The sequence below is a fragment of the Agitococcus lubricus genome, from assembly GCF_003051055.1.
In the GTDB taxonomy this organism is placed as follows: domain Bacteria; phylum Pseudomonadota; class Gammaproteobacteria; order Pseudomonadales; family Moraxellaceae; genus Agitococcus; species Agitococcus lubricus.
On record NZ_QAON01000002.1, the window covers coordinates 262,535 to 286,868 of the forward strand.

Consider the following 24,334-nt stretch of genomic DNA (forward strand, 5'->3'; position numbering starts at 1 on the left):
CAGGCAGGCGGTCGTCAGGCCAAAGGCCTGCCGATTAAAGCGGCGTATTGTAGGCTGCTAAGGGCAAAAGGTACAGATTTTGTCGACAGTTGAGCAGAATAATTGTCGACACATACAAAGGGTATTAGGGGCTATGGAGGGAACAGAACGGTTGGATGATTTGAGACAAACGAAAGTTTTAGTACAGCGTTACTGACAGAGATGCGCTGACTTGGCTTGCGTTTGGGATAAAACGAAAGCCAACTCCCAGTGTAACCCTTTGATTGTTGCATTAAGGCTGAAACTGCCATGCGCTAATCTGCCCTTCTGCACCGTAGGCAAGGACTTGTTTATCATGCACCGAGAGATTCACCACTGCCCCACTAATGGCTTGTCGCCCTAATAATTTACCCTCTTTTTGAGTCATCACATGCAAATAGCCATCTTGGTCACCTACAATCAGATAATCCCCCACGGTGACAGGATTGGATAATCCACGCCATGCAAACAAGGTTTGCTTCCACACAACCTCACCGCTATTTTTGCTCAGTGCCCATACCGTACTGTCTGCATCGACAACAAAAATATAGTCTGTACCGATTGCCGTTGTCTGATAACTCGACATGGGGGCTTGCCAACGCATTTTGGCTTTGTCACCATCAAGGCTTAAAGCCGCTAATTGTCCCTGATAACCTACCACATATAATTGTCCCTCTTCATAGCGCATATCTGCATCTATATCCGCAATACGCGCTAACTCTGAGCGGCCATTATTGACACTTACACGGCTTTCCCATTGGGGAATACCTGTTTTCGCCTCTAAAGAAACGACCTTTGCGGAGGATGTGGCAATCAGTACTTGCTGGTCTACCACTAAAGGGGAGGCATACCCACGTAAACTCAAGCTGGGGACAGGCACATCATACACCCAGCGTTGTTCACCCGTTTGCAAATCAAGGCCATAAACCTTGCCATCGTTACTCTGCACAATCAGGGTATCTGCCGTTAAGGCCGCAGGCGCTAATACGGGGGCGAGTAGTTTCTTTTGCCAACGTAGCTGACCGTCTGTGGCAGATAACACACGCAGTTCGCCTTTGCTTGTGGCCATCACCAAGATGCCATAACCCGCACTGAGGCCACCCGTTAAGGGGAGCTTAGTCTTTTGTTGCCATTGTATTTTGCCTTGGTCATCTAGCGCAGCAATCACGCCATCTCGACTGGCGACAAATAAGGTTTGATTTTGACGAGCCATTCGTAAGTTGATGGCATCTTTTGCCACCCCGTCACCGACTGTTTGCTTCCATACACGCTTTAAGAATACTTGCTCTTTTTTGGTCGGCAAGGGGGGTAAAGGTGACGGTTTATGCTCATTGGGGTTGGAGCTACAAGCCGCTACTACACACAGGGTTAGCACTAAAGATAAATGTCGCTTCAAAATAACCTCATACAGACATGGCATTGCCAATCAAGAGACTCACAATATTAGGACAATACGCGTTAAGGATTGATATTGAGTAATGACTCTGTCTTCAATTCAGGCACATCTAACCCTAAATCGGCCATTTTGACTTCTAAAATGGGGCGTGGTTCATTGCGTGCTTTAAGTGCATCATAAGCAGCTTGATAGGCTTTGATTGCCCCTGCGGTATCACCGTTTAACTTCAAAATATCACCACGCAACTCTTCACGACTCGGTAAAAAAGCCACACTCGTCTCTTTACTCAAAACGTCTAACGCGGCTTTATTGTCGCCCTTTTCTAATAGGACTTGCGCTAACCGAAAACTAGCAATGCTTTTCAAACCATCGTCAGTACTTTGGGTTAACACATTACGTAGTTGTTTTTCGGCTTCTTTCAGGTCTTTATTTTCTATCGCACGTTTAGCAAGCAATAGGCTAGCATTATTGGCATATACCGTTGAGCCAAACTCTTGTGACAGTTTTTGGGCATCTCGTTGTAGTTGCGTATTGGCCGCTTTGTCTTCTGGGTTGGTATTGAGTTTTTGATACGCCTCATAACTGGATTCATATAAAGTTGAAGCCTGTAGTGAGGTTTGTACTTTATCATTTTGCCAATAACGCCAGCCTACAAATACCGCCAATGCCATACTTGCGCCCACTAAAATGGGCGTTCCATAGTCTTGCCAAAAGCGTTTCAAGTTTTCTAGTTGTTCATCGTCATGCGTACTCACGCTTATGCTCCTAATAATCACTGCCGCGCGGCTGTTGTCTTTAAGCCTTATCTCAGTGATAAAACCATGCTTATATCGCTAATCACGGGCTTTGTCTGTAGACGCATGCCGTGATTGTTATGAATCTCATTACCACGATAACGTCGCTATCTGCTGACTTAAATACGTGGTCAATTCGGTTTGTGCTATTTGCTGCTGCTCACCTGTTTGCAACCATTTGACGGTCACTGTTTGGTTGAGCACTTCTTGCTCACCCACTAATAATGCAAGTTTTGCCCCTGTTTTATCTGCCCGTTTTAATTGATTTTTTAATTGTCCACCACCACAGTGACTGACAATGCGTAAATTGGGCAACTGATTGCGTAAGGTTTCGGCTACCAACAAGGCATGCTGTATGGTGCTGGACTCGGACACTAAATAAATATCCGCTTCAGTGCTGTTTGTATTTTGTTGCAAGGTGTCTAATAACAGTACCAAACGCTCTAAACCCATCGCAAAACCCACGGCAGGCGTTGCTTGCCCGCCTAATTGTGTGACTAAACCGTCATAGCGCCCACCCGCACACACAGTGCCCTGCGCGCCCAATGCCGTTGTCACCCATTCAAAGACCGTTTTATTATAATAATCTAAACCACGCACTAAACGCGGGTTGACTCGATAGTGAATGCCCGCAACATCTAATATGGCACGTAACTGAGCAAAGTGTTGTGTGGACTCCGCATCTAAATAATCAGATAAGGTGGGAGCATTGGCCAATAATGCCTGTGTTTTGGCATCTTTACTATCTAAAATGCGTAGTGGATTGCTGCTTAAACGGCGCTTGGAGTCTTCGTCTAAGTGTTCAAGATGTGTACTCAAATAAGCGACCAATGCCTCTTTATAGGTTTGACGCGCCTGTACTTCGCCTAAGGTATTAATTTCTAAATGTACTACCTCGGTTAGACCCAATTCGCGCCACAAACGGGCAGTCAACAAAATCAACTCCGCATCAATATCGGCACTGGCCATACCAAAGGTTTCCACGCCAAATTGATGAAATTGTCGGTAACGTCCTTTTTGTGGCCGTTCATAACGAAACATCGGCCCTGTGTACCACAAACGCTGTGTTTGGTTGTAGGTCAAACCATGCTCCAAACAAGCACGCACACACCCTGCTGTGCCTTCTGGGCGTAAGGTAATAGAGTCACCGCCACGGTCAGTAAAGGTATACATTTCTTTTTCGACAATATCGGTGATTTCGCCAATCGCTCGTTTGAATAATGGCGTATTTTCAACAATAGGTAGACGAATTTCTTTATAACCATATTGGTGCATGGTATGGCGCAATATTTGCTCAACTGCTTGCCAACGCTGGCTAGTGACGGGATTGTCTTTGGTGGGAATGGGCAAAATATCGTTCATTCCGCGAATCGCGGTGATTTTGGCAGCCATGATGCATCTCTATTAACAGCAAGAAAAACGGCTGGCATTGTAAACAATGCAGCAACACGAAGAAACAGTCTTTTGAGACTTCACGTGATACTGGCGTCTGTGAATAGCACGATTATAGTTTTTATTGATGACAAATAATGCCTCGCGTTTAGAAAAAACAGGGTTGTGGCCATCCCACAACCCCATCTGTCCTTAACTGAGAGTTAATAAGGTCGAGTTTTTGTTGATGGTGATGGTTTTGGTTTTCGTGGCATCAATCACCTCGCTTGCTGTCGGATTAGCCGCCAGCGGCTTAATATGATGGTAGGTAGCCACTACCTGATTGGGAGATACGTTGACGGTAATAAAGCCTTGAGTTTTAGTTTCCACATACTTTAACCAAGGATTTTGTACGGGCGGAAAGTCAAACGATGGTTTTGTTGGCGTACTGGTATACGGATTAGGAATGGTTTGTCCTAAAGATAACGCAAGACCTTGAATGGTTTTGCCCATCTCGCCCGCTAAGGTTTCATTTAGGGTGTTAATGGGGTTATATCCGATGGCATTGTTTGTACCACTTGTATTAATGGCCGTCAGATATTGCTCAAACACAGCACGATATACCGCTGCTTTACCTGCTTCTGTACTGAGCGCTTCGGCAGGAGTCGCCGCTAATACCGCGCTTTTGACATTCTGATAAATCAGCATATTAGGACAGGTGTAGACCAAAGGACGCAAGGCGACAAACGGATTATCACCCGACTCCAACAGATTGAGGTAAGTGCTTGGGTTTGCCGTACGACCTTGTAAGGTAGCATCAACCTCTTGTTGAAAATCGCCGACAACACTGGCCAAATAACTCCAGAAACTCGACGAACTGATACCCGCAGTCACTAAATCAACCATTGCGGCATTGCCTGCACTGTAACTAGCATAGTTTGCCGCCACTTCGCCTGCAAAAAATGCATGGATATCGCCTGTCACCGCCACCACATTTTTGATGTTATTGGTGGTCAAAAAGCTCATTAAATTACTACGTTCTGCACTATAACCATCCCATTGGTCAGCATTAATGATGTAACTGTTAATCATCGCGGCTAAAGCAGGGTTACTCTCTCCTGCGGCAACAACCCCTGCTAAGGCTTTTAAGTTGAGTGCCATGCGTAACAATGACACTTCATTGCCCCAAAACTTCCATGTTGCGGTACTGGTGGCCATTTTGTTTTTCCACCAGTTTCGTTGGGTCTCTCCCAAAATGGATACTAAGGGCAAGCCAACTTCATTAAAAGTGGCAAACTCTTGTGCCGTTAAGGTGCTGCCTGTGGGGTCAAGACTCAGCTTGGCATCTATCGATTGTAACAGTGTCTTAGTTGCCCCTTCTGGGACAACCGTAATCGCTTTTTTAATGGCAGCCAACATCTTGCCACCTTGTAACTGTGCAAAACTCGGCTCTGGCACAAAATAGCGAGTGCCAATACTGCCTAACTGGTCAGCTAAGGGCGTTAAGGGATTATCCAATGCTTCTGGAATAACATGGTCTGCACGATACAAACGTTCATCGGTCATGACTAAATGCGCGAGTTTACCAAATTGCAAATCACGATAAATTTTGACCGTCTCAAAATTAGTAGCCACGGTTTCATCTAAGGTGGGGATATCGGCGGGCATAAACTCAAACCATGCCCGATTCGCCGCGCGACGACGATTCGTATCAGAGGTCGTATCTGAGCCTGTGATTTGCGCAGGCGATAAAGGCAATCCGCCTTCAATTTTTACTGAGCCATTCGTGTAAGTTTCGTTATTCTGCCAGCAATCATCTGAAAACTCATGGTCATCCCAGACCGCGACCAAGGCAAATCTGGCATGTAAAGCTTGTAAACGACTATCGGTACGGTATTTTTTATATAAATAGCGATAGTCTTCTAGGGTAGTCGCCACTTTTGCGGTGGTACTATTGGGTTTGTTGGTTTGACTAGGTATCACAATCGCATCATGCGCCGCTTCAACTGTTTCAGACTGATAACTGTCGCCTGCTGCCTCATAAATATAGTCACCCAAATGGACAACAAAATCCAAATCTTGCTGTACTAAAGCACTCAAACCTAGCCAATGGTTAACACTCCAATCCTGACAGGCCATAAAGGCAAATTTCAAGCTACTGGGGTCAGCATCTAACGCAGGCGCGGTTTTGAAACGCCCTACCCGACTGATGCCTGTACCCGAACGAAAACGATAATAATATTCTGTGGCAGGACTTAAGCCCGTCAACTTATGGCGAATCGAGTTGTCGTAAATTGCTTTTGCACTTAAACGAATCGCGGGGGTGAGTAAGGTCGCAAAGCTATTATTGGCTGCTAACTCAAGACTGACCTCAATATCGGGGCGACCACTGGCCGTTTGTGCAATGGGGTCATCATTGGGGGCAACAACGCGTGTCCATAAAATAATTGAATTCGGTTTAGGGTCTGCTGCCATCACACCTTGAGGAAAACTGTACAGTTTGGACGGTGTGGTTTTGCTGTCACTGTCATTATTGCTATTACAAGCGGATAAACCAAATACCGCCACAGAGCTGGTCAAAAAACCTGCCTGCTTTAATAACTGACGACGATTCATGTCATTTTCCCCTCAGGTAATGGTTAATGTCTTCTCTGACGCATCATGGCTGGTCATGGTAAAGACTTGTTTGTTTTGGTGTTTGTAAAGACTAGTCTATTATTAAGTTGTTGCTTGATTGTTGACGAAAAAAATGACAAAAAGATTGACGTTTGATGTCAGCATGACTGTTTTTGTTTTGTGTGATGGCAGAATTTTCAATAGCGCGTGCGTTGGGGTATGAGGCATCTATAATGACTTGCCAAATCATACCTGTGTTGACTGAGTCAAGGACTATGTGATGTTCCAAAGTTTAATTTCGGTTGCTGAGGCCAAACAATGCTCAGCAGAAGCTATTTTTGTCGACTGTCGCCATCAATTAAGTGACACCACGTGGGGGGAACGACAATACCATCTCGGTCATATAGCACAAGCACGTTTTGCCCATTTAGACAGAGACTTATCATCGCCTGTGATTCAGGGGCAAACAGGACGACACCCTCTACCTACACCTGCGCAACTGAACCTATTTTTTAGCCAGCTTGGTATCCGCCCACAGACACAAGTGATTGCTTATGACCAAGACCTTGGTATGTTTGCTGCACGTTTTTGGTGGTTGTTGCGCGCGATGGGACATACTCGGGTTGCGGTTTTAGACGGTGGTTATCGTGCATGGCTGGCTGAGGGTGGTGCTGTTGAAGCGCACACACCTTGTGTCACACCCTCCGAATTTCTTGGTAAATGGCAAGGCCGTTGTTTAAGCAGTGCTGAGGTACAAACACGCCTTTATCAACCCCATGTCGCCTTACTCGATGCGAGACAAGCTGAGCGTTTTAGTGGTCAAGAAGAACCCATAGATGCCAAAGCAGGTCACATTCCTTCCGCGCTGAATATGCCATTTACGGCAAATTGTCAGGATGGGTTTTGGCGAAGTGCCGCCGAGTTACATGCACGTTTTTCCGCCGTATTACAGCCTGAAGTCATTTGTTATTGTGGGTCGGGTGTCACGGCCTGTCACACTATTTTGGCGATGGTACATGCGCAATTAAACGAGCCCTATTTATATGCAGGCTCATGGAGTGAGTGGATTACAGACGAGCGTCGGCCAATAGCGCGTGAGACAGGTTGATTCCTTGCCTGTCAGATACGCTGACAGGCCTTGAGTCTCCCCAAGTGGCTACCCTTTGACGATAATTTTGGCTTGTTTTTCTTCTTCTGCCGCGACTTTGGCTCTCACCATGGCTTCAATTTCATCGACCAATTTATCCGTTGCAATCAGGTGACTTTTTTCACCATTACGGTATACCAAGCTATTGGGGCTAGCGCCAACGACACCAATGTCGGCCTCTTTAGCTTCGCCAGGCCCATTAACCTTACAACCGATGACGGATACATCCATTGGGATACGCACATCTTCTAAACGTGCCTCTAAAGCATTCATCACCCGAATGACATCAAACTCCTGACGTGAACAGCTTGGGCAGGCAATAAAATTAATGCCATTAGAACGAATACCTAAGGCTTTTAAGATATCAAAACCCACTTTCACTTCATCTTCGGGTTCAGCCGCTAAAGAAATACGAATCGTATCCCCAATACCGTCTAACAACAAACCGCCCAAGGCAATCGCTGACTTGACAGTGCCTGACCTAAAAACGCCCGCTTCTGTCACGCCTAAATGCAAAGGCTGTTCGATTTGTGCGGACAACAAACGATAGGCATCTAAGGTCAAAAAAACGTTTGAGGCTTTGACACTGACTTTGAATTCTTGAAAGTCTAAACGGTCTAAAATATCAATATGGCGCATGGCCGACTCTAATAGGGCTTCACCTGTGGGTTCGCCATATTTTTTTTGCAAATCTTTTTCTAAAGACCCTGCATTGACGCCAATCCGAATTGACAAACCTTTATCACGCGCACACGCAACCACTTCACGTACTTTGTCATCCGAACCAATATTACCAGGGTTAATCCGTAAACAATCTGCCCCTTTTTCGGCCACAGCTAGGGCAATACGGTGGTCAAAATGAATATCAGCGACTAAAGGGACTTGTACTTGTTGCCGAATTAAACCAAATGCTTCTGCTGCTTCCATGGAGGGCACAGAGACACGGACAATGTCTGCGCCTGCTAACACACAGCGTTGAATTTGTGCGACGGTGGCGGCCACATCACAGGTATCGGTATTGGTCATGGTTTGCACACTGATGGGTGCATCGCCCCCTACATACACAGAGCCAACACGAATTTTACGCGTCACACGACGTTTAATAGGCGAAATATGCATTCTTACCTCGATAAGCGAAAATTAACTGCACCGTTTACAGTGTAGGGTTTCAAATCTATGGTTTTGTCATTAAATCTAAATTCGACAGCCGACGCTTGGCTCAGCTCAATACTAAATGGGGATTCGCCCGTTACCACTAAACTATCGCCTGCTTTTTTGTGGCCATTTGCCAATTCTTTGCCACTGGCATCACGAATCACCACCAAGGACGTTTCACGAAAGCGCAGGTCTAACGTATCTATCGCTTGTGCCGTCGTGGTGGTGTTAGGAAGACTGATGGTGTTTTCGCTCATCACTGCGGGGACAGGACTGGCGGTAGAGCGCTGCGCTTGCTGCCATGCATAATTCAGTCGCGCCATTAAGGTATTTGATTGACTAAGCACACTGATGAGCAGCACTAAGGAGAAAATAATAACGATTGGTTTGAGAGGAATTTTTTTGTGTGGACGCGCCCATTTTACCCGCGGAGCAGGTTTAGTGATATGTTGTGGTAACTTAGGAAAAGGAATATGTTCACGCGGGCTACGTGATGGCGGTTGACCACGGTCGGCCACATAGTACTCGTCAAAACGCGCCAACATATCCTCAACCGGTAGGGATAATAATTGTGCATACTGACGCAAATAGCCGCGTATAAATACCGCTTCGGGTAAAGCCGCATAATCATCAGCTTCGAGTTGTTCGATGATACGGGGTAAAATTTTTAGTGTTTGACACACATCGGCTACCGTCAGACCTTGCTGCTCGCGGGCTTGCTTTAGGCGAGCGCCTGGCCTAAAGGCTAAATAGGCACTTTGGTTAATCGCTGTTTTGCTACTTTGATGCTCCATACATGCTCCCGCCGCGTCGTCTGTACAGCATGCAACTTATTTATCTACCCTGAGTCAAGGAGTCTAAATACGCCTTGTATTCATTGGTATTGGCAAATTGCCGTTTTAACACAGACTCATAATTTGCTAAAGCAATGTCATCATTATTTTGACGTGCCAAACGAATGCCTAACCATAAACTACGTGCAGTTTGTGGCGCACTACCTAGCACTTTCACAAAACGTTGATAATAATTTTGGGCGGTGGCGTAGTCTTTTGCATCAAACGCCAATGTCGCCAGCTCCAATAATGCCTCTAAGGAGCGGGCATTCATGCGTAACACCCGTTCAAAAGCATTTTTCGCTTTGGCAGTATCGTTGAGTAACAAAGCGGTTTGCCCCAAATACACTAAGGCAATATCACGGCGCTCATAACCCAAATCATTGGCGGCGGCACTAAACTGCTCAATCGCATCTTTATAACGCTTTAAGCGAACCAACAATACACCATAATTATTATGCGCTTGTGAGTAATCTGAACGTAAATTAATGGCTTTACGGTAATATTGCTCGGCATCGGCAAAGGCTTCGTCACGCTCTAACAAAGCGCCCATAATATTATGGGCTTCGGGCGATTTGGGGTCTAACTCTAAGGCTTTTTTGAGCTGCTGCTGTGCCAACTCCAGTTGATTTTTTTGTAAATATTCGGCGGCAAGTGCGGTTCTGGCTTTTGAGCTGGCCACAGGGTCTGCTTTGCGTTGATTAGGAAACTCTTGTACGGTACAAGCAGACAAACTCAGTGTCAGTAAGATACTGGCGGCTATTAAACCACTACGTTGTCTCAATAAGGTATACACCATCTTCATACTATATTGCTCGTCGTATCACTATCTAAAATGGGCAGACCTTTATTGGCCACTGCGTATAATTTCGCCTGCTTTGAGTTTTTGTTGCCAACGCTCGGCACGACGGGTACGGTCTTGTACTTTACCCACCAATTGACCACACGCGGCATCAATATCATCGCCACGGGTGGTACGAATGGTACAAATAAAACCTGCTTCGGTCAGCATACGTTGAAAAGCCAAAATCTCATGGCGCGGCGTACAGTCGTAAGGCGCATGTGGGAATGGATTAAATGGAATTAAGTTAATTTTACTCGGTACATCTTTGAGCAATTTAATTAACTGTTTCGCATGTTCGGCTTGGTCATTCACCCCTGCCAACATGACATACTCCATGGTAATTTTACGACGACCACCTTCTTCGCCCTGAAACTTCGCCAAAAAGCGGCGGCAAGCTGCCGTTAATTCGGCCAAAGGATATTTTTTATTGATGGGTACTAGCTCATTACGTAACTCATCATTTGGGGCATGCAAGGAGACGGCTAATGAGACATCAATGACTTCTGACAGTTTATCCATCATCGGCACAATACCCGACGTAGACAACGTGACCCGACGCTTAGATAAGCCATAGGCATAGTCATCTAACATCAACTCCATCGCAGGGACAACGGCATCAAAGTTTAATAAGGGTTCGCCCATGCCCATCATCACGACATTAGTAATCGCACGCTCACGGCTATCATAGTCTTGATTTTCTTCAAAATACGAACGATTAGCGACCCAGACTTGCCCAATAATTTCCGCCAAACTCAAATCACGCTGAAAGCCCTGTTTGCCTGTAGAACAAAAACTACAGTCCAAGGCGCAACCAACCTGCGAAGAGACACACAAGGTTTTGCGGTCGCCATCGGCAGGAATTAATACCGTTTCGACCATGCTGTTATTGCCAACGTCTAAAACCCACTTGCGTGTACCATCATTAGAAAACTCTTTGTAAACCACTTTGGGAGGACGAATTTCGGCAATCTCTGCTAATTTACTACGTAGCGCTTTGGAGACGTTGCTCATCTCATCAAAATTATCCACCCCCAGTTGATGAATCCATTTAATCACTTGCGCCGCTCTAAATTTCTTTTCACCAATACTGACAAAAAACGCTTCCATTTGCGTCCGTGTCATGCCAAGTAAATTAATTTTTTCAGAGGTTGACGAAGTGTCAGATACAGCAGGATTCATAAGGACAACCGCAGCAAGTAGAGCAGGTAAAGAGAGACAATTTTAGCATAAAAACAAAGGGCGCAATCATGCGCCCTGTTCGCCACATTAAAATGAATTAACGTGTACGTGGTGCAATTTCAGTTGCGCTGAAGAAATACGCAATTTCACGCGCTGCTGAGGCTTCGGAGTCAGAGCCGTGTACTGCATTTTCGTCGATAGAGGATGCAAAATCAGCACGAATTGTACCAGCCGCTGCATTTTTAGGGTTAGTTGCACCCATAATATCGCGGTGCTTTAATACAGCGCCTTCACCTTCTAAAACTTGTACAATCACTGGACCAGACGTCATAAAAGCCACTAAATCAGCAAAGAAACCGCGCTCTTTGTGTTCAGCATAAAAGCCTTCGGCTTCGGCTTTAGATAAATGCTTCATTTTAGCGGCAACGATTTGTAAACCAGCGCCTTCAAAACGGCTATAAATTTGACCAATCACGTTTTTGGCAACGGCATCGGGCTTGATGATAGATAAAGTACGTTCAATCGCCATGATAAACTCCTGAAACTGACAAGGGTTGGAAATAATGACCGTGGTTGTGTCGGTTTTTTATCAAAAATACCCACACACGGATTTATAAAAGTCGGGGCGCGATTATACGCAGGTTTTGTCAGATTGGCACGACAAAACATGACATGACCGTAAAATTAGTCCGCCTCTTCCAACCAACACATTTGGATGGCTTCCAAAATCTTTTCGCCACAATGTTTGGGGTCATCATCAAAGTTTGGTAGTGCCATCACCCAATTAAACAGGTCAGTAAAGCGAATCGTTTTAGGGTCTACGTCTGGATGTGCCTCTATTAAATCTAAGGCAATATCACGCGAATCTGTCCATTTTAGGCTCATCGAAGTTACTCCAATCAAATGCTAGCCCTTGATAAGAGCGAGGTTGTCAGTAGCTGACTTAATCCCGCGCTAAGGTCTGTTGACGTTTGGCGTGTGAGCCGCGTTGCTGATAAACATTGACTCAGGCAAGGCACAAAACGCTGTTAATAGTCGTTCTATTGACAAGTGTTGTCACGCAGAATGAGTCAATTTTTAACGTAACCCAAAGGGAAAGAACGATTTTTTGAGGCGACTTTGTTGTTCATCGCTTAGTTGGAATCACCAAATCACGTGCTTCACGCCGCGTATCCTCTAAAAAATAGTCTCTTTCGCAACCACAATCAAAATGTCAACAGCCCCTAAATTAGGGGAATAAAAATTAATGCTTTTCCGACGCATGGTTAATCGTATATTTAGGAATTTCGACCACGACATCTTCATCGGCAATCACCGCCTGACACGATAATCGAGAGTCGGGTTCTAAACCCCATGCTTTATCGAGCATATCGGCTTCTAAATCATCCATTTCATTCAAACTTTCCATGCCTTCTCGAATAATCACATGGCACGTGGTACAGGCACACACCATATCGCAGGCATGTTCTAACTCCAGACCTGCACGTAAAGCAGCCGCACAAATGCTTTCACCTGTTTCTGCTTCAACCACTGCACCGTCAGGACAAATGACTTGATGTGGTAAAAAAATAATATTTGGCATAATTACTCCCACTCACTCAGCTTATGACCACTCAAAGCCTCATGAATATGTTGATTCATACGACGTGCTGCAAAGGCATCTGATAAGGGCACCAATGCTAAACGTGCTTTTTCAATAATGTGGCGTTGGCTAGACCCTAAGGCAATATCTAGATGTTTAATCGCTTCTTGTAGCGTACTTAACTCGCCTTCACATAATAATTTGGCATCTTCACGTAATGCAGCGCGAATGGCTTCTAATAATTGCTGACTTTCGATTTTTTCTTCGTGCAAGGCACGTGCTTGTTTATCGGCTTCGGCAGACTGATAAGACTCTGTCAATAAGCGACTGATATCTTGTTCGTTTAAGCCATAAGACGGCTTGACCATAATTTCACTTTTTTGGCCTGTACTCATTTCAGTGGCACTGACACTGAGTAAGCCATCCGCATCCACTTGAAATACCACACGAATACGCGCAGCACCTGCAACCATAGGGGGGATACCTGTTAAGGTAAAACGTGCTAAAGAGCGGCAATCTTGCACCAACTCACGCTCACCTTGCAGCACATGAATACTCATCGCTGTTTGGCCATCTTTGAAGGTCGTAAACTCTTGTACACGTGTGACAGGAATGACCGTATTACGCGGAATGACTTTTTCAACCAAGCCCCCCATTGTCTCTAGACCTAACGACAACGGAATGACGTCTAGCAACAACATGTCAGCATCGGGTTTATTACCCACTAAAATATCGGCTTGAATGGCTGCACCAATCGCGACGACACGGTCTGGGTCAATCGAGGTCAGGGGTTGACGACCAAAAAACTCAGCCACTTTTTCGCGAACTAAGGGCACACGGGTCGAACCCCCCACCATCACTACTTCTAAAATATCACGGCTTGTTAACTGGGCATCCCGTAGAGCACGTTTGCAGACTCGTAAGGCTTTTTCTACTAAAGGGGCAATCAGTGTATTAAATTGCGCTCGTTGCAAGTCACCTTGCCATTCAGCTAAATCAATATATGCACAAGATTGGTGAGTTAATGCCTCTTTGGCCTGACAAGCCGCCATCATTAATGCACGCTGTTGGCTAGGACTTGGCTCGGCTAACTGCGCTTGCTGCATCAACCATAATGCAATCGCACGGTCAAAATCATCGCCACCTAAAGCGGCATCGCCACCTGTGGCCAAAACTTCAAAAACGCCTTTATGTAAACGTAATAGTGAAATATCAAAGGTACCGCCACCTAAGTCAAAAATAGCATGTATCCCTTCTGCTCCTTGGTCTAAACCATAGGCTACGGCTGCCGCTGTTGGTTCGCTTAATAAGCGTAAAACAGGCAAGCCTGCTAAATTGGCGGCATCACGCGTCGCTTGCCGTTGTGCTTCATCAAAATAAGCAGGAACGGTAATGACTGCTCCCTTTAAGTCACCGCCCAAGGTGCGTTCGGCACGTTGTTTTAAGGTCGCCAAAATATCGGCTGATACTTCAACGGGTGTTTTATCGCCTTGTACCGTGACAAACGCTGGCATACCTTCTTGACTGGGTCGAAATTGATAGACAAACTCTGAACCCAAACGCTTTTGGTCGGCCAAACCACGTCCCATCAATCGCTTGACTGAAATAATCGTATTGTGTGGGTCTTCGGTTGCCGCCGCTTTGGCTTGTTCCCCGACAATCTTGCTGCCATCGGCCAAATAACGCACAACGGAGGGTAAAAGATGTTGACCTTGCTCATTGGCTAAGGTACTCGCTAAACCTGAACGCACGGTCGCCACTAAGGAATTGGTCGTACCCAAATCAATACCAACAGCAAGACGATGTTGATGCGGGGCTTGGCTTTGTCCAGGTTCAGCAATTTGAAGTAAGGCCATAAATTTACTTTGCGTGGCAATCAGAAATAAGATTAGAGTGGTACTAGGCGATAGCCAGCATGCCTATGGCACGCCAGAGCTTCAGGCTAATGAAGTTTAATCTTCATCATAATAATCTTCATCATCAAAGCGGTCTTCTTGTTGACGAATATCGAGTAAAAAATTGGACATGAAGTGCATTTTGCGTACGGTATCTTGCGCCTCTGACCAATCTTCATCGTCATAATCCAAGACAAACTCACGTGCGAGACTGTCTAACCATTCTTCAACTTCCAACCGTAGACTGACGAGTTGTTCGGGACTTTCTGCATCATCCAGTTGCTCGCGTAATTCTAGTTGACTCATCAAAAAGTCAGTATCTGCAATACTGGTGTTGAGCGAAATGGGTCTATTGACTAACTCTAATAAATAGCTGGCGCGCTTGACGGGGCTATTTAAGACTTCGTAGGCCGTATTGAGTTTTGCCGACCACTGCACAGCTTTTTGTTGCTCGTCAGGATTATGAGCAAAACGGTCAGGATGGAATTGACGTTGCAACTCACGATAACGGCTTGCCAATACTTCGGCATTGACCTGAAAGCCGATAGGCACATTAAATAAGACAAAATAATTATCGTGAGCTTCCACAGCGATGTTCTCTTAAACAGTAAAGGACTCTCCGCAACCACACTCCCCTTTTTGGTTGGGATTGCTGAACTTAAAGCCTTCATTTAAACCTTCTTTGACAAAATCCATTTCTAAACCCTCTAAATAAACCAAACTTTTAGGGTCTACAAAGACTTTCACACCATGTGATTCAAATACTTGGTCAGCTTGGTCTGCATTATCGACAAACTCTAACACATAAGCCAGACCAGAACAGCCAGAGACTTTGACTCCGAGACGAATCCCTTCTCCTTTGCCACGATGTTGGATAAAACCAGCTACATGATTGGCAGCAGCAGGCGTTAGGGTAACAGCCACGATTTTTTCCTCTCAAGAACACTCAGCTTGGTAGAGCTGATACTTAAGTCTTTCAACCTAAGCCTTATTGTCTAACCAAGGGCTTGGTAGACAAGCCCTTAAACTCAGCACTTACTTTTGCTTTTGACGGTAATCTTCAATTGCCGCCTTAATAGCATCTTCTGCCAATACCGAACAATGGATTTTGACAGGTGGCAAGGCCAATTCTTCGGCAATTTCCGCATTTTTAATGGCTTGAGCTTGGTCTAAGGTTTTACCTTTTAACCATTCGGTCACTAAAGAGCTAGAAGCAATGGCTGAGCCGCAACCGTAGGTTTTGAAGCGCGCATCTTCAATCACTCCCTCGTCATTGACACGAATCTGTAAACGCATGACATCGCCACACGCGGGCGCACCCACCATACCTGTGCCAACATGGGTATCTTCTTTATCTAATGTGCCCACATTACGTGGGTTTTCGTAATGATCGATGACTTTTTCACTGTAAGCCATGATGGTATCCTCATCGTAAAAAGTTCACTCCTCTTTAGAGGAGAGTTAGGATGGGGTTTAGCCCGCTCCCTTCCTCCTCCTTAACAAAGGAGAGGAGTCATTGTTAATGTGCCGCCCACTGTACTTTGCTTAAATCAATACCTTCTTTATACATATCCCATAAGGGCGATAAGTCACGCAGTTTATTGACTGCGTTTTGAGCATGATTGATAACAAAATCAATGTCTTCTTCGGTGGTAAAACGGCCAATGGTAAAACGAATAGAACTGTGCGCCAACTCATCGGATAAGCCTAAAGCACGCAAGACATAAGATGGCTCTAAGCTGGCAGAAGTACACGCAGACCCCGAAGACACGGCAATATCTTTGAGTGCCATAATTAGAGATTCGCCTTCAACAAAGTTAAAGCTGACATTAATGTTGCCTGCAATACGCTGTTCAGCATCACCATTCAAAAATACTTGCTCTAAGGACGTTAAACCTGCCCATAATTTATCGCGTAATACTTTTAGACGCGCTTGTTCGGCCATACCTTCTTCTTTGGCCAACCGAAATGCTTCACCCATCCCAACAATTTGGTGGGTGGCCAACGTACCCGAACGGAAACCACGCTCATGGCCACCACCATGAATTTGCGCCTCTAAACGAATACGCGGTTTGCGACGCACATATAACGCACCAATCCCTTTTGGCCCATAGGTTTTATGCGCACAAAAGCTCATTAAGTCCACTTTCATGGTATCTAAATCAATCGCTACCTTACCCGTAGACTGGGCGGCATCGACGTGAAAAATAATACCTTTACTACGTGTTAATTCGCCAATCGCTGCGATATCGGTAATCGTGCCAATTTCATTATTGACATGCATGAGCGAGACTACAATCGTATCAGGACGTAAAGCGGCCTCAACCATCTCGACCGTAATCAACCCTGTTTGTGGTTGTGGGTCTAAGTAAGTGACTTCAAAGCCTTCGCGCTCTAACTGACGACAGGTATCCAACACTGCTTTGTGTTCAATTTTAGAGGTAAGAATATGCTTACCTTTGCCTTGGTAAAAATGCGCAGCCCCTTTAATAGCAAGGTTATTAGACTCCGTAGCACCTGATGTCCAAACTATTTCTCGTGGGTCCGCATGGACTAAATCGGCCACTTGTTGACGTGCTGTTTCAATAGCTTCTTCGGCTTGCCAACCATAACCGTGTGAACGTGAGGCGGGATTGCCAAAATTACCATCCATAGTGAGACATTCGACCATTTTAGCGGCAACGCGTGGGTCGACGGGGGTAGTTGCCGAATAATCAAGATATATTTGACGTTTCATAAAAGTACTTTGATGACCTAGCTAATGCTGGGTTTACAGGGCAAATAACGATGACTCTTCACCTTGTCGTAAGGCTTTACTTTGTCGTAACGCCACCGCTTGCACTTCACGACGATTGACTAACTCTTCTAAGCTAATACCTGCTAAAAAAGAGTGAATTTGAGCACTCAGGTCTGTCCACAATTCATGGGTTAGACACATCATACCCTGTTGACAATCCCCTTGTCCGCTACAACGTGTTGCATCGACCAGTTCATCTACCGCATCAATGATTTGTGCAATGAAAATTTCACCGCCATGACGCGCAAGCTGATAACCACCACCTGGCCCACGCACACTAGAGACCAAGCCACTTTTGCGTAGCTTGGCAAAGAGCTGTTCTAGATAGGAAATAGAAATCGATTGACGTTCGGAAATATCCGCTAAGCTCACTGGTTCAAGACGGGCATGAATCGCGAGGTCTAGCATAGCCGTCACAGCGTAACGGCCTTTGGTAGTTAATCGCATAATAAATACGCCCTCAATAACAGTCTACTTGCAGATAGTATAGTTAATTCCGACTTTTTTAGTCAAGTATAATACCCGATAAGTTATGACTCGGATTCTTGCATCACCGATAAGGATTCGGGTTTCAGCGCATCGGGCTTTTCATCGCAAAAATCTTTATTCACTCGTTTTAATGCACCGCACATTTTGTCTAAACGCTTATCGGTGGCTTGCATGTGGTCTAGTAACACACGCAGCGCTTCCACGACGGGATCAGGCAAGTCTGGACTGGCCGCATAGGCTTGGAAGCCTATTTTTTGGGCAAAATCTAAACGTGCTTTTTCATCAGGGTGCGATTCGAATACGTGTTTGAGAATAATACGAGCGGGGTTTCCTACTGCTGTCGCACCGGCTGGTAGTGCCTTAGTGACGACGGCATTGGAGCCTATTTTTGCACCTTGTCCAACCGTAAAAGGGCCTAATACTTTTGCGCCTGCCCCAACAACTACGCCATCTTCTAGGGTAGGATGACGTTTGCCTTTTTGCCATGTCGTACCGCCGAGTGTGACACCATGATACAAGGTCACGTCATCGCCTATTTCTGCTGTCTCCCCAATGACCACACCCATACCGTGGTCAATAAAAAAACGCCGACCTATCTTGGCTGCAGGATGAATTTCGATGCCTGTTAAAAAACGGCTAAAGGTAGACACTGCGCGTGCGGTGCCTTTATGTTCAGATTGCCATAAATGATGGGCAACCCGATGCATAGCGATGGCATGAATACCGGGATAGTTAAGGACAATCTCTAAGGTGTTGCGTGCCGCAGGGTCACGAGCAAAAACAGACTGCACATCTTCTTGTAATTGTTTGAGTAATTTGAACATACCGATATAACCTCGTTGTCACATTAACGATGCGTGAGCGCTTTATGTTAAGACCTTGGCGGTGGAGCTACGCTTTTCTAGCCCGCTCTGTTGATGAGTCAATGACCACATCCCACACAACGGACTTGGCATTTACCGACTGAAGGCCATGCGGAGCAAAAAACTTAAACGCCACAACATCGTAATGTCTGGTGTAATTCGACGAGGTGATTAGCCTGCATCATCCAGTTTACTCTTTTTTAAGTTTCGTAATGTCGGCTGCCATTGCTTGCATCCGACTAAAAATACCCCGCCATAAATTATACTCTAGTCTATCTAAACGCAAACGACTGAACATTCGGCGGACACGCGTTGGCATTTGACGTGGATTATTGGGGTCTAAAAAGCCAGATTCAATCAATGCCGCTTCAAAATGACTAAAAAACTGTTCCATTTCTTTGGCGGGTACTAACTCTTCATCCCACGGGGCATGGGCTAGAGGCATGGTACGCTCGGTAGGAGCTTGACCTTTTTCGGCCAGCAAATGCGCCATACGCACTTCGTAGGCAATCACTTGTACTGCCGCCGCGACATTTAAGACACCGTATTCGTTATCACTCGGAATTTGCACATGATAATGACATTGATGTAACTCCTCGTTAGTCAAGCCACGGTCTTCGCGACCAAATACAATAGCAACTGGGTGCTTTTCGGATTCTATACGGCTCAACTCACCTGCTTCACGTGCATCTAACATAGGCCAAGGAATGGTACGGCTACGCGCACTCGTGCCAATAACCAACGGGCAGTCAGCAATCGCCTCCTCTAAAGTGGCGACTACTTTTGCCGTAGCCAACACATCTGACGCCCCCGATGCTAAGGCTGTTGCTTCACTACTGGGAAAAACTTTGGGATCAACCAGCACTAATTGACGCAAACCCATCGTTTTTAGGGCGCGTGCAGCCGAACCAATATTGGCGGGTAAACTGGTATTGACCAGTACAATACGGATATTACTAAACATAATGAGGCAAATAGTCGAAAAAAAGATACGTCATGTTAGCAAAATAATTGATAACTCTCTGCTATAATTTGCAGCCTAATGCCTTAAGGGCTGCCTTGCCACAGTCCTGTTATTGTTCTTTAAGAGTCCTACCCCCATGCAACCGATGCTGACGATGGCCGTACGTGCCGCCAAACAAGCAGGCGAATTAATAGCCAAAGCCGCTCAACAATTACAATTTGTTGATATTGAAGTCGAAGCCAAAGGCGTGAATGATTTTGTCACCCGTGTTGACCGTGATGCCGAACGCCTAATTCTAGAAAACTTACGCAAAGCCTATCCCACGCATAGTTTTCAGGCCGAAGAATGTGGTTTTATTGAAGGTACAGGGGTAGGCCAAGACTGGGTATGGATTATCGACCCCTTAGACGGCACGACCAACTTTATTCACGGCTTACCACAATATGCCGTCAGTATTGCCGTACAACATAAAGGTCAAACTGAACACGCGGTTGTCTACAACCCCATCACAGAAGAATGCTTTAGTGCCAGTCGCGGTTATGGCACGACTCTCAATGGCCGTCGTTTGCGTGTGACACAACGTAAAGGCTTAGACGGTGCGTTAATTGGCACAGGTTTTCCTTTCCGTCCAGACCAACACAGCTATTTAGATGCTTACCTCAATGCCTTTAAGGCCGTTGCCTTACAAACGGCTGGTTTACGTCGTGCAGGGGCAGCGTCTTTAGATTTAGCCTTTGTCGCGGCGGGTCGTTTAGATGGCTTTTTTGAGCTGGGTTTGTCGCCGTGGGATATGGCGGCAGGCGATTTATTAATCCGTGAAGCAGGCGGCATGGTATGTGATACCGCAGGCGGTCATAACTATTTGAAATCAGGCAATATTATTGCGGGCAACATCAAGGTCATGAAAGCCTTAGTGACAACGGTTGCGCCACATTTACCTGAATATATGCGTCGTTAAGCCCCTTCTTCTGTCTCTATTCGGATGAGTGCCTACTGCATTCATCCGCATATCTCTCCGTTCTCGCTCAATATTCAATCACCTCTCTCCCCATGTTATGATGCTGTTCAAAAAGAGGCATTTCGGGGATATTGTTATTGTTTTGAGTTGGACTACGCTCACCGCAGACCACAACATCCAACTTGATTCAGCCAAGTCACATTTATTCTGCGTGCAGGCAAAGATGTATGATTAAGGCAATCGTCTCTTTTAACGGTCTAGGGGCTGTCTCGCACACACCACAGCGGAGTTTTTATGCTGGCTATGTTCGCCGATAAGCTACAACATGCCTTAAGCCAAACATGGCACAGTGAATATATTCAAGCACTGGCTTTTATTGGCATTTTATTGCTCATCCTCTTACGCTGTCGGCAAGAAGCACTCGCCATTGTTAAAAGTACGCTTGGCTTTTTATTTACCATCACCGTCTTAATCGTATTAAGTACACTGTGTTATTTAGCGGCGTTACATACCCCCAGTCGGGTATTGAATGAAATGGCGATGCTGTTAATGGGCGTGCTGACCTTGCGTATTACAGGTTTGACCTTATTTAGAGTATGGCTGCCCAAAATCGGTTTTATGCCTCCACGCATTTTAGAAGATATTTTATTGATATTGGCTTATATCGCATGGGGCATGGTGCGGCTGAGCTTGGCAGGCGTCAACCTGTCGGGTTTAGTCACCACGTCTGCGGTGATTACAGGCATTATTGCATTTTCGATGCAAGACACACTTGGCAATATTTTAGGAGGCTTGGCTCTACAACTGGATGACTCCATCAGTATCGGTAATTGGATTAAAGTAGATGACATCAGTGGTCAAGTCATTGAGGTGCATTGGCGACATACCGCTGTGCGTACACGTAACGGCGAAATTGTCGTCATTCCTAATAGTGTGTTAATGAAGGCAAAAGTCACCATCGTTGGCAGTAAGGACGTGAATCAATGGCGACGTTGGGTCTATTTTTCACTCAATATTGACATTCCACCTCAACGCGTCATGGATAGCATCAATAAAGCACTCAGTGAAGCCGAACTGGATTTAGTCAGCAAAAACCCTGCTCCAAACTGTATTTTAATGAATTATAAGGATGGTTTATCCGTCTATGCGGTACGTTATTGGCTGACTAATCCTCAAATTGACGACCCAACCGATAGCATGATTCGTAGCCATATCTTTGCTGCGCTCAAACGTCAAGGTTATCAGCTCGCCTCACCTGCCCTCGATATTACCATGACCTCAGACACCCTAGAACGCGAACTGCGTTTACAAGATGCCGAGCTACAACAACGACAACAAGCGCTACAACACATTGATTTATTTTCGAAATTATCTGCCGAAGAATGCCATCATTTAGCACAAACGCTGACCTATGCTCCCTTTGCTAAAGGCGATTTAATTACCCGTCAGGGCGCGGTTGCCCATTGGTTGTATGTGCTCATCAGTGGTGAAGTCGATATTTGGTATGAAATTAATCGTGATGAACGCAAACATTTAACCAGTTTGAGTGCAGGTCGTGTATTTGGCGAAATGGGTTTAATGACGGGTGAACCACGGCGAGCCACCGTGATTGCCAAAACGGACGTCGAATGTTATAGAATTGATAAAACCAGTTTTGAGCATATTATTCGCTCCCGTCCTCAATTGGCCGATGAATTTGCCCGTATTTTGATGGAACGTAATCAGCAATTAGTGGCCGTTCAAGGACAAGTCACTTCCTCACATGCGCAACATCATGCCCGTTTATTGGATAATATTCGTCGATTTTTTCGTTTAAATACCGAAGAGCGTTAGGCAAATGCTGTAAAAAGGTCTACACTGAATCGAAGATATGACAAACAACGTACGAGGTGTGTTATGCAATTACTACGTGATTATGTTGCCGATTTAGAACAGGCCGTCAGCCAGTATTTTATGATTTTGGCCGAAGGTGATACGCCAGAATCGTGGGGATAGCACTTATTAAGTAGCGCAGGTTAGACAACACTGTCTATTCCCCCGTGTTTTTTATGTATTAGCTTTTTTTTGCTATTGACCACCTTATAAAAGTGCTGTTGTCACGCCAATTATTCACAGTTTTTACTCTCCTCGGAGTAATTTAGGGCGCGGTCGTTTTGCGCCCGTATTTTTTGATGGGCTATCACCATTTTTGAGTCATTCGCCCGCGAATCATTGGAATAAGCTACATCCCTCTTGGATTTCACATCTGGGCTATCATGAGTATTCACAGTAGTTTTTGGTTAGCCACACTCATCACAGGACTATTGGTCTTTTTGACAGTCTCTATTCATTACGAAATTCTACGACTGATTTCTGAATTAATACCCAAGCTAAAAATCCAAGCCAGATTACGGATTTTAGTCGTCATTTATGGCGCTTTTATAGCACATACCTTAGAAGTTTGGTTATTTGGTATTGCGTACTATGTGTTGGGTGCAGAGCTGGGATTTGGCACCTTTCACGGGATAAGTACGAATCATTTTTTTGATTTTATTTACTTTTCGGTTGTCGTCTACACGTCTGTTGGTTTTGGCGATATTTATCCGTTGGGACACATGCGTTTAATTGCAGGCGTTGAGGCGCTAACAGGTTTACTAATGATTGGCTGGTCTGCCTCTTTTACTTATTTGATGATGGAAAAATTATGGCTTGACCATCGCCAATCACACCACAAAAAATCATAGTCGCTCGATTCGGCTTCGACTCTGCTCAGCCAACGCGCTCCCTGACGGAGTCGAAGGGAGTCTTACACCACACGCTACTTGGTTAAAATTAATTTATTATTACTTGTAATACGCAAACGATACTCCTCCCCCTCGTGACGAATACGAATTTCTTTGGTTGCCACAAATAACGATTGTGTGTCTAGTGTTGGATAACGGTGTGTACTAATGCTTGGTTTTGAAACAGTGCTTTGCATGGACGACTCCTGATTATGCTCCACACAATAATGATAATAATTCTCATTAACAAATGCAAGTAGTTCTAAAATTTATTCTACTCTATGCTGATTTCTGGATAAGCCTACGGCTTTTTAGTTGCATGGGGACTGCTTATGAGGTCAAACGCATTGTTGGTATCTAATAATGAAAATGCGCTATTTGTTGCCCATCTTCATCATATAACTCTGCTAGAAAATGCACAGGCAAATCTTGCAAAAACCTCAATAACTCCGACCAATATCTCTCTTGCAACAAGCCATGTAGACTGATGGGCTGTTCCGCGTCTAAAACCAATTGGGCATAAGCCCCTCTGAGCTCAAACTCTGTAAGCCCTAAATGACGCACTTGCCAACTGATCCTAGCCAACTAAATGGACAATTATTCCCTCTAAAGCTAATTTAAGAATTATGTTTGGAGAGAAGAAATGGCAAAACGTTTTAGCCCTGAATTTA

Annotated in this window: 24 protein-coding genes and 1 pseudogene; 4 read left to right on the forward strand and 21 right to left on the reverse strand. The window is 45.3% G+C overall.

Annotated elements, in window-relative coordinates; genetic code table 11:
• Window positions 1-271: 271 nt before the first annotated feature.
• From bamB to C8N29_RS03610, 4 genes are all read right to left on the reverse strand, one after another.
• Window positions 272-1,414 (reverse strand): outer membrane protein assembly factor BamB, encoded by a 1,143-nt coding sequence (bamB, locus tag C8N29_RS03595; protein ID WP_170106877.1) that lies wholly within the window; start codon window positions 1,412-1,414, stop codon window positions 272-274.
• 62 nt (window positions 1,415-1,476) lie between these two features.
• Window positions 1,477-2,169 carry a YfgM family protein gene (locus tag C8N29_RS03600; protein WP_170106878.1) on the reverse strand — a complete coding sequence of 231 codons (693 nt, stop codon included), beginning with the start codon at window positions 2,167-2,169 and terminating at the stop codon, window positions 1,477-1,479.
• A gap of 129 nt (window positions 2,170-2,298) precedes the next feature.
• Window positions 2,299-3,600: a histidine--tRNA ligase gene (hisS, locus tag C8N29_RS03605; protein ID WP_107864667.1), complete on the reverse strand. Its 1,302-nt coding sequence runs from the start codon at window positions 3,598-3,600 to the stop codon at window positions 2,299-2,301.
• A gap of 192 nt (window positions 3,601-3,792) precedes the next feature.
• The gene (locus C8N29_RS03610; RefSeq protein ID WP_107864668.1) at window positions 3,793-6,195 is read right to left on the reverse strand and encodes an alkaline phosphatase D family protein; all 2,403 of its coding nucleotides are present in this window, start codon (window positions 6,193-6,195) and stop codon (window positions 3,793-3,795) included.
• A 280-nt stretch (window positions 6,196-6,475) separates the two neighbouring features.
• Between C8N29_RS03610 and C8N29_RS03615 the strand changes: the two genes are divergently transcribed.
• Window positions 6,476-7,303 carry a sulfurtransferase gene (locus C8N29_RS03615; protein ID WP_107864669.1) on the forward strand — a complete coding sequence of 276 codons (828 nt, stop codon included), beginning with the start codon at window positions 6,476-6,478 and terminating at the stop codon, window positions 7,301-7,303.
• A 48-nt stretch (window positions 7,304-7,351) separates the two neighbouring features.
• On the opposite strand, the gene ispG is transcribed toward C8N29_RS03615, so the two are convergent.
• The 15 genes and pseudogenes from ispG to trmJ form a co-directional block, all read right to left on the reverse strand.
• Window positions 7,352-8,461, reverse strand: coding sequence for a flavodoxin-dependent (E)-4-hydroxy-3-methylbut-2-enyl-diphosphate synthase (gene ispG / locus C8N29_RS03620; protein WP_107864670.1), 1,110 nt, complete (start codon window positions 8,459-8,461; stop codon window positions 7,352-7,354).
• A 2-nt stretch (window positions 8,462-8,463) separates the two neighbouring features.
• Entirely contained in the window at window positions 8,464-9,291 is an 828-nt protein-coding gene (locus C8N29_RS03625; protein WP_107864671.1) for a helix-turn-helix domain-containing protein, read from the reverse strand.
• Between the two features lie 40 nt (window positions 9,292-9,331).
• Window positions 9,332-10,135 (reverse strand): type IV pilus biogenesis/stability protein PilW, encoded by an 804-nt coding sequence (pilW, locus tag C8N29_RS03630; RefSeq protein WP_107864672.1) that lies wholly within the window; start codon window positions 10,133-10,135, stop codon window positions 9,332-9,334.
• A 42-nt stretch (window positions 10,136-10,177) separates the two neighbouring features.
• Window positions 10,178-11,353 carry a dual-specificity RNA methyltransferase RlmN gene (rlmN, locus tag C8N29_RS03635; protein WP_107864673.1) on the reverse strand — a complete coding sequence of 392 codons (1,176 nt, stop codon included), beginning with the start codon at window positions 11,351-11,353 and terminating at the stop codon, window positions 10,178-10,180.
• Between the two features lie 97 nt (window positions 11,354-11,450).
• The gene (gene ndk, locus C8N29_RS03640) at window positions 11,451-11,882 is read right to left on the reverse strand and encodes a nucleoside-diphosphate kinase (RefSeq protein WP_107864674.1); all 432 of its coding nucleotides are present in this window, start codon (window positions 11,880-11,882) and stop codon (window positions 11,451-11,453) included.
• Window positions 11,883-12,037: 155 nt separating this feature from the next.
• On the reverse strand, window positions 12,038-12,238 hold the full coding sequence (gene iscX / locus C8N29_RS03645) for a Fe-S cluster assembly protein IscX (RefSeq protein WP_107864675.1): 201 nt from the start codon (window positions 12,236-12,238) through the stop codon (window positions 12,038-12,040).
• 358 nt (window positions 12,239-12,596) lie between these two features.
• Entirely contained in the window at window positions 12,597-12,935 is a 339-nt protein-coding gene (gene fdx, locus C8N29_RS03650; RefSeq protein ID WP_107864676.1) for an ISC system 2Fe-2S type ferredoxin, read from the reverse strand.
• Between the two features lie 2 nt (window positions 12,936-12,937).
• Window positions 12,938-14,791, reverse strand: a complete 1,854-nt coding sequence (gene hscA / locus C8N29_RS03655) for a Fe-S protein assembly chaperone HscA (RefSeq protein WP_107864677.1) — start codon at window positions 14,789-14,791, stop codon at window positions 12,938-12,940.
• A gap of 96 nt (window positions 14,792-14,887) precedes the next feature.
• Window positions 14,888-15,418 (reverse strand): Fe-S protein assembly co-chaperone HscB, encoded by a 531-nt coding sequence (hscB, locus tag C8N29_RS03660; RefSeq protein ID WP_170106879.1) that lies wholly within the window; start codon window positions 15,416-15,418, stop codon window positions 14,888-14,890.
• 12 nt (window positions 15,419-15,430) lie between these two features.
• The gene (gene iscA / locus C8N29_RS03665) at window positions 15,431-15,754 is read right to left on the reverse strand and encodes an iron-sulfur cluster assembly protein IscA (protein WP_107864679.1); all 324 of its coding nucleotides are present in this window, start codon (window positions 15,752-15,754) and stop codon (window positions 15,431-15,433) included.
• Between the two features lie 111 nt (window positions 15,755-15,865).
• A complete protein-coding gene (iscU, locus tag C8N29_RS03670; protein ID WP_107864680.1) occupies window positions 15,866-16,246 on the reverse strand; it encodes a Fe-S cluster assembly scaffold IscU in 381 nt (126 codons plus the stop codon).
• Between the two features lie 103 nt (window positions 16,247-16,349).
• A complete protein-coding gene (locus C8N29_RS03675; protein ID WP_107864681.1) occupies window positions 16,350-17,567 on the reverse strand; it encodes an IscS subfamily cysteine desulfurase in 1,218 nt (405 codons plus the stop codon).
• Between the two features lie 33 nt (window positions 17,568-17,600).
• Window positions 17,601-18,074, reverse strand: coding sequence for a Fe-S cluster assembly transcriptional regulator IscR (gene iscR / locus C8N29_RS03680; protein ID WP_107864682.1), 474 nt, complete (start codon window positions 18,072-18,074; stop codon window positions 17,601-17,603).
• Window positions 18,075-18,282: 208 nt separating this feature from the next.
• A pseudogene (gene cysE / locus C8N29_RS03685) lies at window positions 18,283-18,940 on the reverse strand (serine O-acetyltransferase); the annotation flags it as partial.
• A 229-nt stretch (window positions 18,941-19,169) separates the two neighbouring features.
• Window positions 19,170-19,943, reverse strand: coding sequence for a tRNA (cytosine(32)/uridine(32)-2'-O)-methyltransferase TrmJ (trmJ, locus tag C8N29_RS03690; protein WP_107864684.1), 774 nt, complete (start codon window positions 19,941-19,943; stop codon window positions 19,170-19,172).
• 136 nt (window positions 19,944-20,079) lie between these two features.
• Between trmJ and suhB the strand changes: the two genes are divergently transcribed.
• From suhB to C8N29_RS03705, 3 genes are all read left to right on the forward strand, one after another.
• On the forward strand, window positions 20,080-20,901 hold the full coding sequence (gene suhB, locus C8N29_RS03695) for an inositol-1-monophosphatase (RefSeq protein ID WP_107864685.1): 822 nt from the start codon (window positions 20,080-20,082) through the stop codon (window positions 20,899-20,901).
• 294 nt (window positions 20,902-21,195) lie between these two features.
• A complete protein-coding gene (locus tag C8N29_RS03700) occupies window positions 21,196-22,734 on the forward strand; it encodes a mechanosensitive ion channel family protein (RefSeq protein WP_107864686.1) in 1,539 nt (512 codons plus the stop codon).
• Between the two features lie 422 nt (window positions 22,735-23,156).
• Window positions 23,157-23,624 carry a potassium channel family protein gene (locus C8N29_RS03705; RefSeq protein ID WP_107864687.1) on the forward strand — a complete coding sequence of 156 codons (468 nt, stop codon included), beginning with the start codon at window positions 23,157-23,159 and terminating at the stop codon, window positions 23,622-23,624.
• Between the two features lie 74 nt (window positions 23,625-23,698).
• On the opposite strand, the gene hemP is transcribed toward C8N29_RS03705, so the two are convergent.
• A complete protein-coding gene (hemP, locus tag C8N29_RS03710; protein ID WP_107864688.1) occupies window positions 23,699-23,860 on the reverse strand; it encodes a hemin uptake protein HemP in 162 nt (53 codons plus the stop codon).
• A gap of 160 nt (window positions 23,861-24,020) precedes the next feature.
• Window positions 24,021-24,248 (reverse strand): hypothetical protein, encoded by a 228-nt coding sequence (locus C8N29_RS03715; protein ID WP_146164418.1) that lies wholly within the window; start codon window positions 24,246-24,248, stop codon window positions 24,021-24,023.
• Between the last annotated feature and the right edge of the window lie 86 nt (window positions 24,249-24,334).

Coding starts and splice junctions, on each gene's coding strand:
- iscR (WP_107864682.1), bottom strand. CDS start 18,074: ATGCGATTAACTACCAAAGGCCGTTACGCTGTGACGGCTATGCTAGAC.
- C8N29_RS03700 (WP_107864686.1), top strand. CDS start 21,196: ATGCTGGCTATGTTCGCCGATAAGCTACAACATGCCTTAAGCCAAACA.
- suhB (WP_107864685.1), top strand. CDS start 20,080: ATGCAACCGATGCTGACGATGGCCGTACGTGCCGCCAAACAAGCAGGC.
- pilW (WP_107864672.1), bottom strand. CDS start 10,135: ATGAAGATGGTGTATACCTTATTGAGACAACGTAGTGGTTTAATAGCC.
- C8N29_RS03615 (WP_107864669.1), top strand. CDS start 6,476: ATGTTCCAAAGTTTAATTTCGGTTGCTGAGGCCAAACAATGCTCAGCA.
- ispG (WP_107864670.1), bottom strand. CDS start 8,461: ATGCATATTTCGCCTATTAAACGTCGTGTGACGCGTAAAATTCGTGTT.
- trmJ (WP_107864684.1), bottom strand. CDS start 19,943: ATGTTTAGTAATATCCGTATTGTACTGGTCAATACCAGTTTACCCGCC.
- iscX (WP_107864675.1), bottom strand. CDS start 12,238: ATGAGCCTAAAATGGACAGATTCGCGTGATATTGCCTTAGATTTAATA.
- C8N29_RS03675 (WP_107864681.1), bottom strand. CDS start 17,567: ATGAAACGTCAAATATATCTTGATTATTCGGCAACTACCCCCGTCGAC.
- C8N29_RS03610 (WP_107864668.1), bottom strand. CDS start 6,195: ATGAATCGTCGTCAGTTATTAAAGCAGGCAGGTTTTTTGACCAGCTCT.
- hscA (WP_107864677.1), bottom strand. CDS start 14,791: ATGGCCTTACTTCAAATTGCTGAACCTGGACAAAGCCAAGCCCCGCAT.
- C8N29_RS03625 (WP_107864671.1), bottom strand. CDS start 9,291: ATGGAGCATCAAAGTAGCAAAACAGCGATTAACCAAAGTGCCTATTTA.
- fdx (WP_107864676.1), bottom strand. CDS start 12,935: ATGCCAAATATTATTTTTTTACCACATCAAGTCATTTGTCCTGACGGT.
- C8N29_RS03705 (WP_107864687.1), top strand. CDS start 23,157: ATGAGTATTCACAGTAGTTTTTGGTTAGCCACACTCATCACAGGACTA.
- ndk (WP_107864674.1), bottom strand. CDS start 11,882: ATGGCGATTGAACGTACTTTATCTATCATCAAGCCCGATGCCGTTGCC.
- iscU (WP_107864680.1), bottom strand. CDS start 16,246: ATGGCTTACAGTGAAAAAGTCATCGATCATTACGAAAACCCACGTAAT.
- hemP (WP_107864688.1), bottom strand. CDS start 23,860: ATGCAAAGCACTGTTTCAAAACCAAGCATTAGTACACACCGTTATCCA.
- rlmN (WP_107864673.1), bottom strand. CDS start 11,353: ATGAATCCTGCTGTATCTGACACTTCGTCAACCTCTGAAAAAATTAAT.
- hisS (WP_107864667.1), bottom strand. CDS start 3,600: ATGGCTGCCAAAATCACCGCGATTCGCGGAATGAACGATATTTTGCCC.